This window comes from Corynebacterium aquatimens, from assembly GCF_030408395.1.
Classification (GTDB): domain Bacteria; phylum Actinomycetota; class Actinomycetes; order Mycobacteriales; family Mycobacteriaceae; genus Corynebacterium; species Corynebacterium aquatimens.
Genome location: NZ_CP046980.1, coordinates 1,420,360 through 1,435,306, shown reverse-complemented (window position 1 = coordinate 1,435,306; position 14,947 = coordinate 1,420,360). Strand labels below are relative to the sequence as shown.

Below are 14,947 nucleotides of genomic sequence, written 5' to 3'. Positions count from 1 at the left end.
TCGCATTAAACACGCTAATTTTAAGGAGTGGATCGAAGTGTCCAAACCCGTCGTCCTTATCGCTGACAAGCTTGCGCAATCTACAGTTGACGCGCTCGGTTCTGAAGTGGAGGTGCGTTGGGTAGACGGTCCGAACCGCCCCGAGCTGCTCGCCGCAGTACCGGAGGCGGATGCGCTTCTGGTTCGCTCTGCGACGACCGTCGATAAGGAAGTGCTTGAAGCCGCTCCGAACTTGAAGATCGTGGGCCGCGCGGGCGTGGGTCTGGACAACGTGGACATTGAGACCGCGACTGAACGTGGCGTGATGGTTGTCAACGCCCCGACCTCCAACATCCACTCCGCATGTGAGCACGCGATCGCTCTGCTGCTGGCCACCGCGCGCCAGATCCCGGCGGCTGATGCGACTCTGCGCGACGGCGAGTGGAAGCGCTCCTCGTTCAAGGGTGTGGAGATCTTTGGCAAGACGATCGGCATCGTTGGCTTCGGTCACATCGGCCAGCTTTTCGCCCAGCGCCTGGCTGCGTTTGAGACCACGATCATCGCGTACGACCCCTACGCGAACCCGGCTCGTGCCGCACAAATGGGCGTCGAGCTCGTGGAGCTGGAAGAGCTTGTTTCCCGCGCTGACTTCGTGACCATCCACCTGCCCAAGACCAAAGAGACGCAGGGCATGTTCAATGCTGAGCTGCTGGCGAAGGCGAAGGAAGGCCAGATCATCATCAACGCTGCGCGTGGCGGGCTTGTCGACGAGCAGGCGCTTGCCGACGCGATTACCAACGGCCCGATCCGTGGCGCTGGTTTCGATGTCTACGCTTCCGAGCCGTGCACCGATTCGCCGCTGTTCGCCCTGGATGAGGTCGTTGTGACCCCGCACCTGGGTGCGTCCACGGCTGAAGCGCAGGACCGTGCGGGTACGGACGTTGCGTACTCCGTGCTCAAGGCACTGGCTGGCGAGTTCGTTCCGGACGCTGTCAACGTCGTTGGTGGCCAGGTCGGTGAGGAAGTCGCATCCTGGCTGGATCTGTCCCGCAAGCTCGGCCTGGTTGCCGGCAAGCTGCTGGAGGAGGCTCCGGTGTCCGTTCGCGTGACCGCACGCGGCGAGCTGTCTACGGAAGAGACTGACACCCTCACCCTGTCCGCTGTGCGCGGCCTGTTCTCCGGCATCGTGGAGGAGCCGGTGACCTTTGTCAACGCGCCGGCAATTGCCAAAGCCCGCGGCCTTGAGGTTGATTCCGCGAAGTCCAGCGAGTCCCGCGACCACCGTTCCTCGCTTGAGGTGCAGGTTGCGTCCGCTACCGGCGACACCGTGACGCTGGAGGGCGCCCTGACCGGCACGGAGCGCGTGGAGAAGTTTGTCCGCCTCGGCGGCCGTGGCCTGGATATGCGTGCCGAGGGCCGCAACCTCTTCCTCAGCTACACCGACAAGCCGGGCGCTCTGGGCGAGGTCGGCTCCAAGCTGGGCCAGGCTGGCATCAACATTGAGGCTGCAGCCCTGACCCAGGCGTCCAAGGGCGACGGCGCGTACCTGATCCTGCGCGTTGAGTCCGAGATTCCGGCTAACCTGGAAGAGCAGATCGCCGCCTCCATCGACGCGAAGAGCCACCAGCTCGACCTGGATTAATCCGCTGATTCTGATTTGTTAATCCGCTGATTCCGACTTACGGCCTGCCCGCGAACGGCAGGCCGTTTTTCGTACCCTGAAGGGACTTGTGAATATAATTCAGCCAATATGACCTAAAACACTCTTTTCGTAACCAAAATCATGTGAAGATTACCGCGACCACACGATGAACAATCGAACATGAAGGGGTACGAATGAGCACAGCTGTCAATGACGCTCGCACGCCATCGTCCGGTGATGAACCGGACGTAGTGCCGCGTGAGCGCTTAGAAGTCACGGTAACGCCCGATGGCGTTGAACACGTCGTTGGCGTGAAGCCCGCGAAAATCATCGGTACAACCGAGCGCATCGTCATCGGAATTCTTTCGGTCCTTGGCGCGTTTGGGTGGGGCGCGATCGCTTTGAACCGCGGGGAGACCATCAACTCAGTGTGGCTGGTCCTCGCCGCGATTGGTACCTATGCAATCGGCTTCTCCTTGTATGCGCGGTTGATTGAGTACAAGGTGGTCAAGCCGCGTAACACCCGGGCGACTCCTGCGGAGTACGTCGATGACGGCACGGACTTCGTGCCCACGGACCGCCGGGTGCTTTTTGGACACCACTTCGCAGCGATCGCCGGTGCGGGCCCGCTGGTGGGTCCGGTGATGGCCTCGCAAATGGGCTACTTGCCCGGCACGCTCTGGATCATCATCGGTGTGGTCATCGCCGGTGCGGTGCAGGACTATCTGGTGCTCACGATCTCCTCTCGTCGTAAAGGTCGCTCGCTGGGCCAGATGATTACAGATGAAGTGGGCAAGGTTGGCGGCTTCGCCGGCACCCTGGCCACGATGATGATCATGGTGATTGTGATCGCCGTGCTCGCGCTCGTGGTGGTCAACGCCTTGGCCGAATCCCCGTGGGGTGTGTTCTCGATCGCGATGACCATTCCGATTGCCCTGTTCATGGGCGTCTATACCCGTTTCTTCCGCCCGGGTCACGTCGCGGAAGTGTCTCTGATTGGCTTCGTGCTGTTGATGGCCTCGATCATTGGCGGCGGCTACGTAGCGGAGACCAGTTGGGGTGCGGACGTGTTCACGCTGTCGAAGACAACGCTGGCCATCTGCGTGCTGGTCTACGGCGTCATCGCTGCGGCGCTGCCGGTGTGGCTGCTGCTTGCACCGCGTGATTACCTCTCCACCTTCATGAAGGTCGGCGTGATCGTCATGCTGGCTATTGCGATCCTGATTGACCGCCCAGAGATTAAGATGCCTGCGGTCACCGAGTTCGCGCGCAACGGTGAGGGACCGGTGTTTTCCGGAAACCTTTTCCCGTTCCTTTTCATCACTATTGCCTGCGGCGCGCTGTCTGGTTTCCACGCTTTAATCTCCTCCGGAACCACGCCGAAGCTCATGGAGAAAGAAACCCATGCCCGCGTCATCGGATACGGCTCCATGCTCATGGAATCATTCGTGGCCGTCATGGCTCTGATTACCGCAACCATCCTGGATCCGCACCTTTACTTTGCGGTGAACTCCCCGGCGGGCCTGACGCAGAAAAGCCCGGATACTGCCGCGGAGTTTGTCAACGGCCTCCCGATCCCCGGTGACGGGATTACGGCTTCGGAGCTGACGTCGATGGCGCAGGCCATTGGCGAAGAGACCGTGATTTCCAAGACCGGTGGCGCGCCAACGTTCGCGATGGGTATGTCGCAAATCATGACGGACGTCATCGGTCACCCGGGTCTGCAGGCCTTCTGGTACCACTTCGCCATCATGTTTGAGGCGCTGTTCATCCTCACCGCCATCGATGCCGGCACCCGCGTGGCCCGTTTCATGATGGGCGACATTTTGGGCACCGTTCCTGGTCTGAGCAAGTTCAAGGATCCCTCCTGGCGCGTCGGCGGTTGGATTGCAACTCTGGCCGTGTGTGCGATGTGGGGTGCCATCTTGGTGATGGGTGTTTCTGACCCGCTGGGCGGCATCAACGTGCTGTTCCCGCTGTTCGGCATCGCCAACCAGCTGCTCGCTGCGATGGCACTGTGTCTGATCACCGCGGTCGTGTTCAAGAAGGGGTTATTCAAGTGGGCATGGATTCCGCTCATCCCGCTGGTCTGGGACCTGGTGGTTACCATGACCGCCTCCTGGCAGAAGATCTTCAGCGACAACCCCGCGATCGGCTACTTCGCGCAAAACGCCGCCTTCAAGGACGCCCGCGCACAAGGTCTGCAGGAGTTCAAGACAGCTAAGACTCCGGAAGAAATCGACATTGTCATCCGCAACACGATGATCCAGGGATGGTTGTCTGTATTCTTCGCCGTGCTCGTGCTCGTCGTCGTCATCGCCACAGTCGTCGTGTGCCTCAAGGCCATCCGCGCTCACTCCGCGGGCCACCCGCCCCAACTTTCTGAGGAAGAGCCGATCCCGTCGACGTTGTTCATCCCGCGAGGCCTCGTCGCAACGCGCGAAGAGAAGGCGGTTGCCAAGGCCTACGGGCTTGATCTCGCGTCCTCTGGGGGGCACTGATGGCACTTCGCTTATCGACGGCACCCCAGCCGCGAACAACCACCCGTCATGCCCGGGGCTGGGCGAGCGCTACCGTCAAAGTGCTGGCTTCCGTGCGGTGGTACGTCAAGGAACTGATGGGGGACAATGATTACGCGAAGTACTGCGATCACTTCCGCGCACACCACCCGGGAGAGGAACCGCTGAGCGAGCGCGAGTTCTGGAAGGCACGCTGGGCGCACCAGGACGCGAATCCACAGGGGCGCTGCTGCTAGGCTCGCACTCATGTCAAACGCCTTAAAAATTGCTGTCATTGCCGGCGACGGCATCGGACCCGAGGTCATGGAAGAAGGCCTTCGTGTCCTTCGTGCCGTCCGGAACGATGTGGAGTTCACGGACTACGACCTCGGCGCGCGCCGTTACCTGCGCAACGGGGAGCTGCTTACTGACGATGACTTGGCGAGCCTCCGTGAGCATGACGCGATCCTGCTGGGCGCCATCGGTGATCCGGATCGCGTCGCGCCAGGCGTTTTAGAGCGTGGGCTGCTGCTGCCCCTGCGCTTCAAGCTTGACCACTTTGTCAACCTGCGCCCGTCCAAGTTGTACCCGACGGCCGTGAGCCCGTTGGCGAATCCGGGCGACATTGATTTCGTGGTGGTCCGTGAAGGCACCGAGGGCCTGTACTGCGGCAACGGAGGCACGTTGCGCCAGGGCACCCCGCACGAGGTTGCTAGCGAGGTCTCCCAGAACACCCGCTTTGGCGTGGAGCGCCTAGTGCGCCACGGTTTTGCAACCGCCATGGCGCGGCGTAAGAAGCTCACGCTCGTGCACAAGACCAACGTGCTGGTGAACGCCGGTGGCTTGTGGCAGAACACCGTCGATGACGTGGCAAAGGAATTCCCGGAGGTCGAGGTGGATTACAACCACATCGATGCCGCCACCATCTACATGGTGACGGACCCTGGCCGCTACGACGTGATTGTGACGGACAACCTCTTCGGCGACATCCTCACCGATCTCGCTGGTGCCGTTGCAGGCGGCGTGGGCCAGGCGTGCTCCGGCAACATCGACGCTTCGCGCGCCAACCCGTCTATGTTTGAGCCGGTTCACGGTTCCGCACCGGATATCGCGGGCAAGGGCATCGCAGACCCGACCGCGATGATTCTTTCCGTTGCGATGATGCTTCGCTGGCTTAACGACGAATCCAATGCCGTGCGCATCGAGGACGCTGTGTCGGCTGACGTGTCCGAACGCGGCGGGGAGCCGATCTCCACGACCGAGGTCGGCCAACGCATTGCATCTAGGCTCGCGTAATGGACTCCGTTCCCAGCGCTAGCCCACACCCGACGCCTAGCCCACGGACCACGCCCGGCAGTGCGTCGTCGCGCCGCGATAAAGCCCGCGCCTTGCTGGCGGGCATGACGGCGGCGGGGCTGTTGTCGGCGGCTACAACAGCAGCGACGGGGACATCGCTGACGGAATCCTTGGGGCTCTCCGGGACACGCGGTTCAGCGCAGTCAACCGCCAGTGATGACAAGGTCGCGCGCGGCAGCGAAGTCATCGCTGATGCGGACGGCTCTGGCGTTGAGGTCTCGCAGCGCTTCTTCGAATCCTCAGACACGGTCGTTGTGTCATCCCCGGCGCGTGAGGACCAGCTACGCGCCGCGGCGATCGCAGTGGAACTGGGAGCGCCCATGCTCACCCGGTACCCGGCTAAAGAAGCCGGTTCTAATCCGGGACAAAAAGCCAGTCCCGGAACGGGGGAGGCAGTCGATGCCGAAATCGCGCGTCTTGGGGCAACGAACATCATCACCGCGCCGCTTTCCGACGATGCGCCGGGCACGGTACGCGGGGTCACCATTGCCGATGTCGAACCCGTGCGCGCGGGAAAGGGATCGCAGGTGCAAGGTGTCGTCGATAAGCGGCACGGCGGCCGCGATGCTGTAGCGATCTTTGCTACGGAGACCACGTCCCTTGCTGCGGCCGCGACGACGACCGCCAGTGGGCGCGCGGTGAGTGTCCTCCCACATGCTGATCCGCGCGCCACGGCTGAGTCGATGAAGGCCGTTGGGGCGAAGAGCTCGCTCGCGCTTGGCCGGCAATTTGGAACCAATGAGGATTACGCCGACCGCGTGAAACTCGCCAGCAACGGCGAACTGCCCGGCGGTGGCGGACTAGTGTTTCCTGGTCGACGGATGATCGCGCTGTACGGTCACCCGTCCGGACCCGCGCTGGGAGCGATGGGGGAGCAGCCGCCAAAAGAAGCCGTCGAGAGGCTGAAAGGGCTCGTCGATGAGTACCAAAAACTCACCCCTGAGCCGGTGATTCCAGCCTTTGAGATCATCGCGACGGTGGCGTCGGAATCTCCTGGGGACGACGGCAACTTCACTAATGAAACCGACCCGAAAGAACTGATCCCGTACATCGACGCGATCACTGAGGCGGGTGGCTACGCTGTGATCGACCTGCAGCCGGGGCTGGGGCGGTTCATCGAGCAGGCGAAGATCTACGAGAATCTGTTGAAGCGACCCAACGTGGGGCTGGCGCTTGATCCAGAGTGGAAACTCAAACCCGGCCAGCGACCCGCCGAGCAGATCGGTTCTGTCCAGGCCGAAGAAATCAATGAAGTCACGGCGTGGCTGGCCAAGTTCACGCGCGACAACAACCTGCCACAAAAGGCGCTTTTGATCCACGAGTTCAACGTGGCCATGTTGCCTGACCGCGAAAACATTGACACGAGTGCGCCCGAGCTGAGCTTCGTCCTCCACGCCGACGGCCACGGCACCGCCCACGACAAGTTCGCAACGTGGGACGTTCTGCTCCAAGGGCTGGACCCAGCGTTCTTCGTGGCGTGGAAGAACTTCTTCGACGAAGACCAACCGATGTTCGACCCCACCCGAACCTTCACTGAGGTCAAACCCCGCCCGTGGTTTGTCAGCTACCAATAAGGCGGGCCTGACCCAACCACCTTCGCGTTTGTCAGTTCAGCCGTACTGATAGGGCGGTGCTACCTATAGCTGAGTGCCGATAGGCGTGGCGTATGCTCTTCTGCATGCGTTTTGGACGAATTGCCACACCAGAGGGAATGGCCTTTGCGGTCATCGAAGGCGACGGCGACGCAGCCGTTGCAAAGCAGATTGCAGGCACTCCTTTCACGGAGCCTGAGTACACCGGTAAAGAATGGAAGCTCACCGACGTGCGCCTGCTGGCGCCGATGCTTCCCTCCAAAGTGGTGGCAATTGGCCGTAACTACGCCGACCACGTCGCGGAAGTTTTCAAACAGTCCGCGGAACACCTGCCGCCAACGATGTTCCTCAAACCGGCCACTGCCGTGATCGGTCCGGATGCAGCAATCAAAATCCCCGAGTTTGCCACCAAAGTTGAGTTTGAGGGTGAACTGGCACTGGTCATCGGCCAGACGTGCAAGAACGTCAAGGCTGAAAACTGGAAGTCCGTCGTCCGCGGCGTCACCATCGTCAACGACGTGTCCTCGCGCGATCTACAGTTCGCCGACGGCCAGTGGGCACGCGCCAAGGGCATTGACACGTTCTGCCCGCTCGGCCCATGGATTGAAACCGACCTGGACAAGTTCGATTTCTCCGACCTGCCGATCAAGGCGCACCTCACCCACGACGGTGAAACCGCCACCAAGCAGGACTCCAACTCCAACCAGATGATCTGGGATCTTGGCACCATCATCGAGTTCATCACCCAATCCATCACCCTCCTGCCCGGCGACGTCATCTGCACCGGCTCGCCCGCCGGCACTGCCGAGATGGTCCCAGGCGACCGCATCGAAATCGAAATCGCCGGAATCGGAAAACTGAGCAACCCCGTCGAGCGGGCGTAGCTCCTCGTAGCTCCGCTTCGCTTCGCTATCGCGGAGCTACGAGGGGGGTGCTTCGCTAGCGCGGAGCTACGAAAAGCGGCGAGTTACGCGAGGGGGGGCTTAGGCTTCGAGGCCTAGCGCGCGCAGGATCGTGCGCAGTTTCGCGGTGGTCTCTGCTAGCTCGCTCTCTGGAGACGAGGAGGCCACCAGACCGCCGCCGGCCCAGGCGCGGGCGGTCGTGCCGTCGCCGGAGACTTCTGCACAGCGGATGGCCACCATGTATTCGCCGTCGCCGTCAGCGTTGCACCACCCCACGGCCCCGGCATAAAACGAACGGTCCGACTCAGCCGTCGTGATCAGTGCTTCGGCAGCGTGCTGCGGTGAACCGCAGACGGCGGGGGTGGGGTAGAGGCGGGCGGCGAGATCAAGGGCATTGGGGGAGTCGTCTTTTAAAACACCCGTGATCGGCGTGGCTAGGTGCCACATCTCATTGGTGTGAGTCAGCACCGGTGAATCGGGGACGTTGAGTTCAACGCATAAGGGAGTGAGAACCGCACGGATGTGGTCGACAACGTAGGCGTGTTCTTCCAAGTCTTTCGCGGATTCCGCCAGAGCTTCGCCCGCGGCCTGATCCGCTTCCGCATCGTCGAAAATGCGCGGCGCGGACCCGGCTAGCGGGTAAGAGGAGATTGCCCTTCCCTGTTTGCGGATCAGCTGTTCCGGTGAAGACCCGACGAGCATCGCGCCGATCCGACCCGCGGGGCTCAGATCCGCGATGAACCCGTCGCGGGTGTACGACAGGTCAATGAGGCGTGCGGCGACTAAGCGTGGATCGACCGGTGGTGAAAACGCGATGTCTACCGCGCGAGCCAGGACCACTTTGTCCAGTAAGGATTCATTGATGGTCGCAACAGCTGCTTCAACGCGGCGCAGGTGCTCATGCGGGGATGGGTCCATCCCGATGATCTCTGCGTGAAGGACTGAGCCAGGCCCCATCCGATAATAGGGGTGAGGTTCCAGCGTGCCTGCCTCATGCAAAACGTTGGTGGGAACGGTCAGTGCCGCCGGTGCATCGCGGTCAAAGGGCAGCGCCCCAACTACGTATTCGACCTCGCGCCGCTCAAGCGCCGTGATTGCATCCCACGTGTCCACGAACGTCCGCTGAGATCCCTGCGAGCGCAGCGAACCGCTCGCGCGCGAGAGCAGGAAGTCCGGAGCGGTAGCGGGGCGGCTATGGGGCATGGGGGTCGATCTTAGCGCTCACACAATGCGCGCTTGCGGTTGGTTAGGACGAAAGCGCTGATTGGCTGTATTCTTCCTCATTGTTTCCTGTTGACCGTCGCGCTAAATGTAACTAATGTGACATGAGTTATTGATGTGACTAACCCCGGTCACCGCATCAAGTGAGGAACCCATGAACTTTAAAACCTTCGTACGTCGCGCGGCGATCGGTCTGAGCACCGCCGCTGTGGCTCTCGGCGTGGCTACTGCCCCTGCTGACGCGCAACAACTCCCGCCGCTTCCGCCGCAGGTTGTTGACGCAGCTCATGCATTCAACTCTGGCTGGAATGACATGGCCCGCCAGGTCAACGGCGCGTTGCCGCAGGGCTCGTCCGTTCCTGTGAACCCGATTCCGGTCCCGCCGCGTCACGTTCCGGCCCCGCCGACTGGCTGGCGTGCTCAGGCCCCGCAGCCGGTGGGCAACGGCCGCAACGGTGAGATCCGTGCAGCGGGCCGCTCCTACCTCATCTGGGTTCCGCCAGGGTACAACCCGTCCCGCTCGTGGCCGGTCATGGTCGGCTACTCCGCATTCGAGGACACCACTGAGAACTTCCGTAACTACTCGCGTTTGCGTGAGTCCAACGTCGGCCGTGACGCGATCATCGTCTACCCGCGCAACATTGGCCGTTCCTGGGAGGGTTCGCCCACCGCGTCGTCCCGCCCGGGCCAGGACATCGCGTACGTTCGCGCGATGATCAATGACCTGCAGCGCTACTACAACATCGACCGTGGCCGCATCTACGCCACGGGCTTGTCGACGGGTGGTGGCATGGCCGCCGTGACCGGCTGCCACATGGCTGACCTGTTTGCTGGCGTGGCGCCGGTGTCCGGTGCGTTCTACGCCCCGACCAACGCGAACTGCCAGAACATCCCGATCGCAATGGTGATCATGCACGGTACGCACGACACGCTGACCCCGTACCACGGCGGTAACCGCCGCGGCACCCGCCTCATCGGCGTCCCGGAACTGTTTGGTTCTTACGAGCGCCGCAACCGCTGCCAGGTGGGGCGCCTGCAGCACTCGCCGGTCCCGCCGAACGCCACGCGCGTTTCCTCTACCGGCTGCGTTAAGCCCACCCAGATCATCAAGATCAATGGTGGCTCCCACACGTGGTGGCACAGCCCGAACTCTGCGAACGAGATGTGGGCAGTGCTCTCCCATGTTCGCAAGTAAAGCGAGCTAGCCGATACGGTTTCAAACCTCCCGCGGGTGTGCGCAGTGCGCACACCCGCTCGTCGTTAAGCGGATGCTTTGGGCCATGTAGCATGGCTTTCATGACTGAAGCACCCGTACGCGTACGTTTTTGCCCCTCGCCGACTGGAACGCCCCACGTGGGATTGGTCCGGACGGCGCTTTTTAATTGGGCGCAGGCCCGCCACACGGGCGGAAAACTCATCTTCCGCATCGAGGACACGGATGCGAAGCGCGACTCAGAGGAGTCCTACCACGCGATCATTGACGCGCTGACGTGGCTGGGCCTCGACTGGGATGAGGGTGTGGAAAAAGGCGGCCCGCACGAGCCCTACCGGCAGTCCCAGCGCATGGACATCTACGCTGATGTTCTGCAGAAGCTGATTGATGCCGGTGAGGTCTACCCCGCGTACTCCACGGCCGACGAGGTGCGCGAGCGCCACATTGCCGCGGGCCGTGACCCGCAGTTGGGCTACGACAACTTTGACCGCGACTTGACGGACGAGCAGATCGCGGAATTCAAGGCCGCCGGCCGCGAGCCCGTCTGGCGCCTTCGCATGCCGGCGAAAGAGTGGGCGTGGCATGACCTCGTGCGCGGGGACATGGTGTTCAAGCCTGAAACCCAGCCGGACTACGTGGTGGCGCGCTCCAATGGTGCGCCGCTGTACACGCTGGTCAACCCCGTCGATGATGCGCTGATGGGCGTGACCCACGTGCTGCGCGGCGAGGACCTGCTCTCATCCACCCCGCGGCAGATTGCGCTGTATGAGGCGCTGCAGCGCATCGGCGTGGCGGAGCGCACCCCGGAGTTTGGCCACCTGCCGTTCGTGATGGGGGAGGGCAACAAGAAGCTTTCCAAGCGCGACCCGGAATCCAACCTGTTCAACCACCGCGAAAACGGCATCATCCCCGAGGGCATGATCAACTACCTTGCGCTTTTGGGCTGGTCTTTGTCCGCGGACCAGGACATCTTCAGCGTCGAGGAATTCATTGCTGCCTTCGATGTTTCAGACGTGCTGGGTAACCCGGCGCGCTTTGACCAGAAGAAGTTGGAGGCGATTAACGCCGATCAGATCCGTCTGCTTGACGCGGATGATTTCCGCGAGCGGCTGCGCGCCTACCTGAGCGAGTACACGGACTTCCCGGCTGATTACCCGGAGGATAAGTTCGCGATCGCGGCGGACCTTGTGCAAACGCGCATCAAGATGCTTGGCGACGCGTATGGGTTGCTCAAGTTCCTGGTCACCGCCGACGAGGACCTCGTGCTTGATGAGAAGGCGGCGAAGAAGAACCTCAAGGACGATGCCGTGCAGCCGCTGGATGTTTCGATCGAGGTTTTGGAAGGTCTTGAGGAGTGGAACACGGCCGCGATTGAGGCTGCGCTGTCCAAGGCGTTGATTGAGGACCTTGGTCTGAAGCCACGCAAGGCTTACGGCGCCCTGCGCGTGGGCATCTCCGGGGAAGCGATCTCGCCCCCTTTGTTTGAGTCCATGGAACTGCTTGGTCGCGAGTCCACGCTAACGCGCCTTCGCGCTGCCCGCGCGGTGACGCCGTACGTGCCTGAAGCCTAGACCATTTCCGGCATCCACCAGCGGATTTGGTTCTGCTTGCGGGTGCCGGTTATAGTAAACGACGTTGTTTTCAACCGGGTGAGTAAAGCAAAAAGCTTCACTTACAGGGTTAAGAACACGATGGCCTATGGTGTAATTGGCAACACTACGGTTTCTGGTACCGTCATTCTAGGTTCGAGTCCTGGTAGGCCAGCTGCAGAACAATCACCGCGGTGATTGAGCTGCATGACTAAAAAGTCCTTGCCCCGTTCGTCTAGCGGCCTAGGACGTCGCCCTCTCACGGCGGTAACACGGGTTCAAATCCCGTACGGGGTACAACGCTTCACTGTATTTTTAGTGACTGTAGTTATACGGTCCTAAGACGGTGCGGCGCAGATAGAAGCGGATTGTTCCGCTGTCCTTGCCCCGTTCGTCTAGCGGCCTAGGACGTCGCCCTCTCACGGCGGTAACACGGGTTCAAATCCCGTACGGGGTACAACACAGTAGGGCACCCGGATGGCACGTTCCATCCGGGTGTTTTGCTTTGCTCCATGTCACTTCAGCACCTCTGCTCTTAGAAAAATCTAAGAAATTCGCGGTTTTTCGTTTAAACTTCCTTCCAATCGTGGTAGTTTCCAACAGCAAACGGATTGCGCACATGCGTCAGTCCGCAACCCTGGAACGACTCTCAACTGGAGGATGGGCATCATGGGACACACGAAGCGTCTGCGTTTTGCGGGAATTCTTGGCGCGGGCCTGTTGGTTCTTGCCGGCGAAGGGGTGGCCATGGCGCAAAACGGCGTATCGGCGGGCATCTCATTGTCCAACACGATCTTCCAGCAAACCGTGGGGTCCATCAACGCGGAAGAGATGCAGCTGTTCGTCGATACCGAGTCAATGGCCAACGGCGACATCCCCGTCACGCGCCTGCGCATGAAGGAAGCAACAATCACTGACCTGTGCATGGAAGCCCCAGTGAGCCTTCCCGGTTTGGGGGAGAAGAAGTTCGTGATGAAGGTCGACGGCCCCAACACGCAGGCCACGAACCTGGTCATTGGTACCACCAGTCTTGACGGCACGATGACCCTGAAGAACCCGCAAATCGGCGTGGACGCCTCCACGATGTCCAACCGTGCGCAACCCGGTGCGTTTGGTATCCAAGCCGCCGGTCTGGATGCAGGCACGCAGCGGATCAAAGCGTCGTCGATTACCGCGGATGTGCTGACCGCGGCGGGCTCCAAGCTTCGTGTTGTGGGTGGCAATGAAGGTGGCTGCTAAAACCCAGAACCCACAGACCAACCTGAAGGCCAAAAACAAGCGCTTTTCCACCTGGCGCGGGAGCCGCCCGTTCGGTGCCGGTCTGTGCATGATCCTCGGCGGCACGGTGATTCTTACGCCCGCCTACCTCTCGCTGGAAGTCTCCAACATCCAGATCCAGATCAGCACGATCTCCGGCGTTTCCACCCTGCTCATCGGCGTCCTATTAATCACCTGCGGTCTGATGACCTGGTTCAAACCCGACGCTCGAATCCTCACCGGCATCACCGCCTTACTACTCGGCTTCGTCGCTTTGCCCACGTCCAACTTCGGCGGCTTTGTCATCGGCACCCTGTTCGCCCTCGTCGGCGGCGCCCTAGCGCTGTCATGGGCACCCGGTCGACGCGCCACACCTATCGACGAAGAACCTAACGGCCACACCCTCCCGGAGGATCACCCATGAAGCCCTCCCGCCAAATCGTCGGTACGCTAGGCGTGATCGCTTGCGGGCTGGGCCTTGTCGTAGGGGTGCCGCAGGTTGCGAAAGCGCAGTTCCCGAACATCCCCGGGGTTCAACTCCCGCAGCCACCCCATTTGGCGCCGCCACCGGCGAACCCCTTCCCGCCAGCACCCGACGTGTTGCCGCCGCCTGGCCCGCCGCTGCCCGCCCCACAACTGCCATTACCGCAGCTTCCCGCAGCTCCGCTCCCGCCGCCGGCACCTGGAATGGAGTGGTTGCCGCCGGAACTTCACGGCAAGGGGATTGAACCGGGCAAGATCGGTGGCTTTGATTTCACACCACCAGAACCCATCCCGGGCATGTTGACCCCCACCGGCAACCCGTTCATCATTCGTGCTGATTCGACGACTCTAGTGGGCAACGTCAAGCTGTCCTACGTCCAGATCGACACGCTGCAGGGGCCGCGACCAGCGATCCGAATCGACAGCGACCGGGTGATTTTGGACAACCTAAGCGTGCAGTTCCCGTCTAGTAATCCCGCTTTCCCGGCGATGTGGCAGCGCACCGGCAAAGGCGTAACCACAACGCTGAACGGCAACTTCCACATCATCGTGACCAAATTGACGGTGACCCCGCAGATCGCAGGAATACAACTGCCGATCCCAATCACCATCGACTCCACCTGGGCCCCGGAGCAGATTCGCGCCGAGCTAACGAAGGTGGGGTCCGGGCTACCCGACGAACTGTCCAAGCTCATGGTGATGAAGAACGGCGAAATGGAGACCTACTTCGTCTCCGCAGACGATCTGCGCGCGGAAGAAGCGATGACCATCTCTCCTTAGGGCCCAGGCCGGTCCCCACCACCCCCAACCGGGTCCCACCACGCCCACAACGGGTCCACCGGCCCCCACCACGCCCACAACCGGGGCGCCTGACGATGCTGACACAGCCGCGACCCATAAGGAAGATTGCAAGGTTTTGACCTGCAGGTTTCGAGTTTCCATGGCAAATAGTGCCGCGGAAGTGTCAGCATCGTCAGGACGCCACCGGTCGTAGAACACCGGCCCAAACCATGGCTGACGATGTTGACACTCCCACGACGCCGAACTGGGCTTTTACCCCTCTATGTCGGCCAAATCGTCAGGATCGTCAGGATCGTCAGTCGGAACCCAAATGCTCGTCTTCAAATGCTCGTTCTGGACCCCGGAAACCCAAATGCTCGTCTTTAAATGCTCGTTGTGCGAGTAGGTAAATGGCGCAAATGCTCGTTGTACGTG

The 14,947-nt window shown here is 61.5% G+C and carries 12 protein-coding genes and 3 tRNA genes; 14 read left to right on the top strand and 1 reads right to left on the bottom strand.

The features are described 5' to 3' along the window. The first annotated feature begins 37 nt into the window (after positions 1 to 37). The 6 genes from serA (at position 38) to CAQUA_RS06475 (ending at position 7,951) form a co-directional block, all read left to right on the top strand. The gene (gene serA, locus CAQUA_RS06500) at positions 38 to 1,621 is read left to right on the top strand and encodes a phosphoglycerate dehydrogenase (RefSeq protein ID WP_196823998.1); all 1,584 of its coding nucleotides are present in this window, start codon (positions 38 to 40) and stop codon (positions 1,619 to 1,621) included. A 194-nt stretch (positions 1,622 to 1,815) separates the two neighbouring features. Then, the gene (locus CAQUA_RS06495; RefSeq protein WP_196823999.1) at positions 1,816 to 4,122 is read left to right on the top strand and encodes a carbon starvation CstA family protein; all 2,307 of its coding nucleotides are present in this window, start codon (positions 1,816 to 1,818) and stop codon (positions 4,120 to 4,122) included. After that, the gene (locus CAQUA_RS06490; protein ID WP_196824000.1) at positions 4,122 to 4,376 is read left to right on the top strand and encodes a YbdD/YjiX family protein; all 255 of its coding nucleotides are present in this window, start codon (positions 4,122 to 4,124) and stop codon (positions 4,374 to 4,376) included. Before CAQUA_RS06495 ends, CAQUA_RS06490 begins: the two co-directional genes overlap by 1 nt. Positions 4,377 to 4,386: 10 nt before the next feature. Continuing rightward, the gene (locus CAQUA_RS06485) at positions 4,387 to 5,415 is read left to right on the top strand and encodes a 3-isopropylmalate dehydrogenase (protein ID WP_196824001.1); all 1,029 of its coding nucleotides are present in this window, start codon (positions 4,387 to 4,389) and stop codon (positions 5,413 to 5,415) included. After that, a complete protein-coding gene (locus CAQUA_RS06480) occupies positions 5,415 to 7,049 on the top strand; it encodes a cell wall-binding repeat-containing protein (RefSeq protein ID WP_231375358.1) in 1,635 nt (544 codons plus the stop codon). The genes CAQUA_RS06485 and CAQUA_RS06480 overlap by 1 nt, the downstream gene beginning before the upstream one ends. A gap of 104 nt (positions 7,050 to 7,153) precedes the next feature. After that, positions 7,154 to 7,951: a fumarylacetoacetate hydrolase family protein gene (locus CAQUA_RS06475; RefSeq protein WP_196824002.1), complete on the top strand. Its 798-nt coding sequence runs from the start codon at positions 7,154 to 7,156 to the stop codon at positions 7,949 to 7,951. A gap of 99 nt (positions 7,952 to 8,050) precedes the next feature. On the opposite strand, the gene CAQUA_RS06470 is transcribed toward CAQUA_RS06475, so the two are convergent. After that, positions 8,051 to 9,172, bottom strand: coding sequence for an isochorismate synthase (locus CAQUA_RS06470; protein WP_196824003.1), 1,122 nt, complete (start codon positions 9,170 to 9,172; stop codon positions 8,051 to 8,053). 172 nt (positions 9,173 to 9,344) lie between these two features. On the opposite strand from CAQUA_RS06470, the gene CAQUA_RS06465 reads away from it, so the two are divergent. The 8 genes from CAQUA_RS06465 to CAQUA_RS06430 all read left to right on the top strand — a co-directional run bounded on the left by CAQUA_RS06465 (position 9,345) and on the right by CAQUA_RS06430 (position 14,512). Further along, complete coding sequence (locus CAQUA_RS06465) at positions 9,345 to 10,385, top strand: CE1 family esterase (RefSeq protein WP_196824004.1); 1,041 nt, start codon at positions 9,345 to 9,347, stop codon at positions 10,383 to 10,385. A 92-nt stretch (positions 10,386 to 10,477) separates the two neighbouring features. Beyond that, positions 10,478 to 11,974, top strand: coding sequence for a glutamate--tRNA ligase (gene gltX, locus CAQUA_RS06460; RefSeq protein WP_196824005.1), 1,497 nt, complete (start codon positions 10,478 to 10,480; stop codon positions 11,972 to 11,974). A 121-nt stretch (positions 11,975 to 12,095) separates the two neighbouring features. Continuing rightward, positions 12,096 to 12,167: transfer RNA gene (locus tag CAQUA_RS06455), tRNA-Gln, on the top strand. Positions 12,168 to 12,216: 49 nt separating this feature from the next. Then, positions 12,217 to 12,289: transfer RNA gene (locus tag CAQUA_RS06450), tRNA-Glu, on the top strand. Between the two features lie 87 nt (positions 12,290 to 12,376). Next, a tRNA-Glu gene (locus CAQUA_RS06445) sits at positions 12,377 to 12,449 on the top strand. Positions 12,450 to 12,661: 212 nt separating this feature from the next. Further along, positions 12,662 to 13,231, top strand: coding sequence for a DUF6230 family protein (locus CAQUA_RS06440; protein WP_196824006.1), 570 nt, complete (start codon positions 12,662 to 12,664; stop codon positions 13,229 to 13,231). Next, on the top strand, positions 13,221 to 13,673 hold the full coding sequence (locus CAQUA_RS06435; RefSeq protein WP_290178000.1) for a DUF6114 domain-containing protein: 453 nt from the start codon (positions 13,221 to 13,223) through the stop codon (positions 13,671 to 13,673). Before CAQUA_RS06440 ends, CAQUA_RS06435 begins: the two co-directional genes overlap by 11 nt. After that, a complete protein-coding gene (locus tag CAQUA_RS06430) occupies positions 13,670 to 14,512 on the top strand; it encodes a hypothetical protein (protein ID WP_231375363.1) in 843 nt (280 codons plus the stop codon). Before CAQUA_RS06435 ends, CAQUA_RS06430 begins: the two co-directional genes overlap by 4 nt. Positions 14,513 to 14,947: the final 435 nt, after the last annotated feature.

What these genes read in the sequence shown, in the direction of transcription:
- CAQUA_RS06495 (WP_196823999.1), top strand. Translation starts at nt 1,816, where the DNA reads ATGAGCACAGCTGTCAATGACGCTCGCACGCCATCGTCCGGTGATGAA.
- CAQUA_RS06490 (WP_196824000.1), top strand. Translation starts at nt 4,122, where the DNA reads ATGGCACTTCGCTTATCGACGGCACCCCAGCCGCGAACAACCACCCGT.
- CAQUA_RS06485 (WP_196824001.1), top strand. Translation starts at nt 4,387, where the DNA reads ATGTCAAACGCCTTAAAAATTGCTGTCATTGCCGGCGACGGCATCGGA.
- CAQUA_RS06480 (WP_231375358.1), top strand. Translation starts at nt 5,415, where the DNA reads ATGGACTCCGTTCCCAGCGCTAGCCCACACCCGACGCCTAGCCCACGG.
- CAQUA_RS06475 (WP_196824002.1), top strand. Translation starts at nt 7,154, where the DNA reads ATGCGTTTTGGACGAATTGCCACACCAGAGGGAATGGCCTTTGCGGTC.
- CAQUA_RS06470 (WP_196824003.1), bottom strand. Translation starts at nt 9,172, where the DNA reads ATGCCCCATAGCCGCCCCGCTACCGCTCCGGACTTCCTGCTCTCGCGC.
- CAQUA_RS06465 (WP_196824004.1), top strand. Translation starts at nt 9,345, where the DNA reads ATGAACTTTAAAACCTTCGTACGTCGCGCGGCGATCGGTCTGAGCACC.
- gltX (WP_196824005.1), top strand. Translation starts at nt 10,478, where the DNA reads ATGGCTTTCATGACTGAAGCACCCGTACGCGTACGTTTTTGCCCCTCG.
- CAQUA_RS06440 (WP_196824006.1), top strand. Translation starts at nt 12,662, where the DNA reads ATGGGACACACGAAGCGTCTGCGTTTTGCGGGAATTCTTGGCGCGGGC.
- CAQUA_RS06430 (WP_231375363.1), top strand. Translation starts at nt 13,670, where the DNA reads ATGAAGCCCTCCCGCCAAATCGTCGGTACGCTAGGCGTGATCGCTTGC.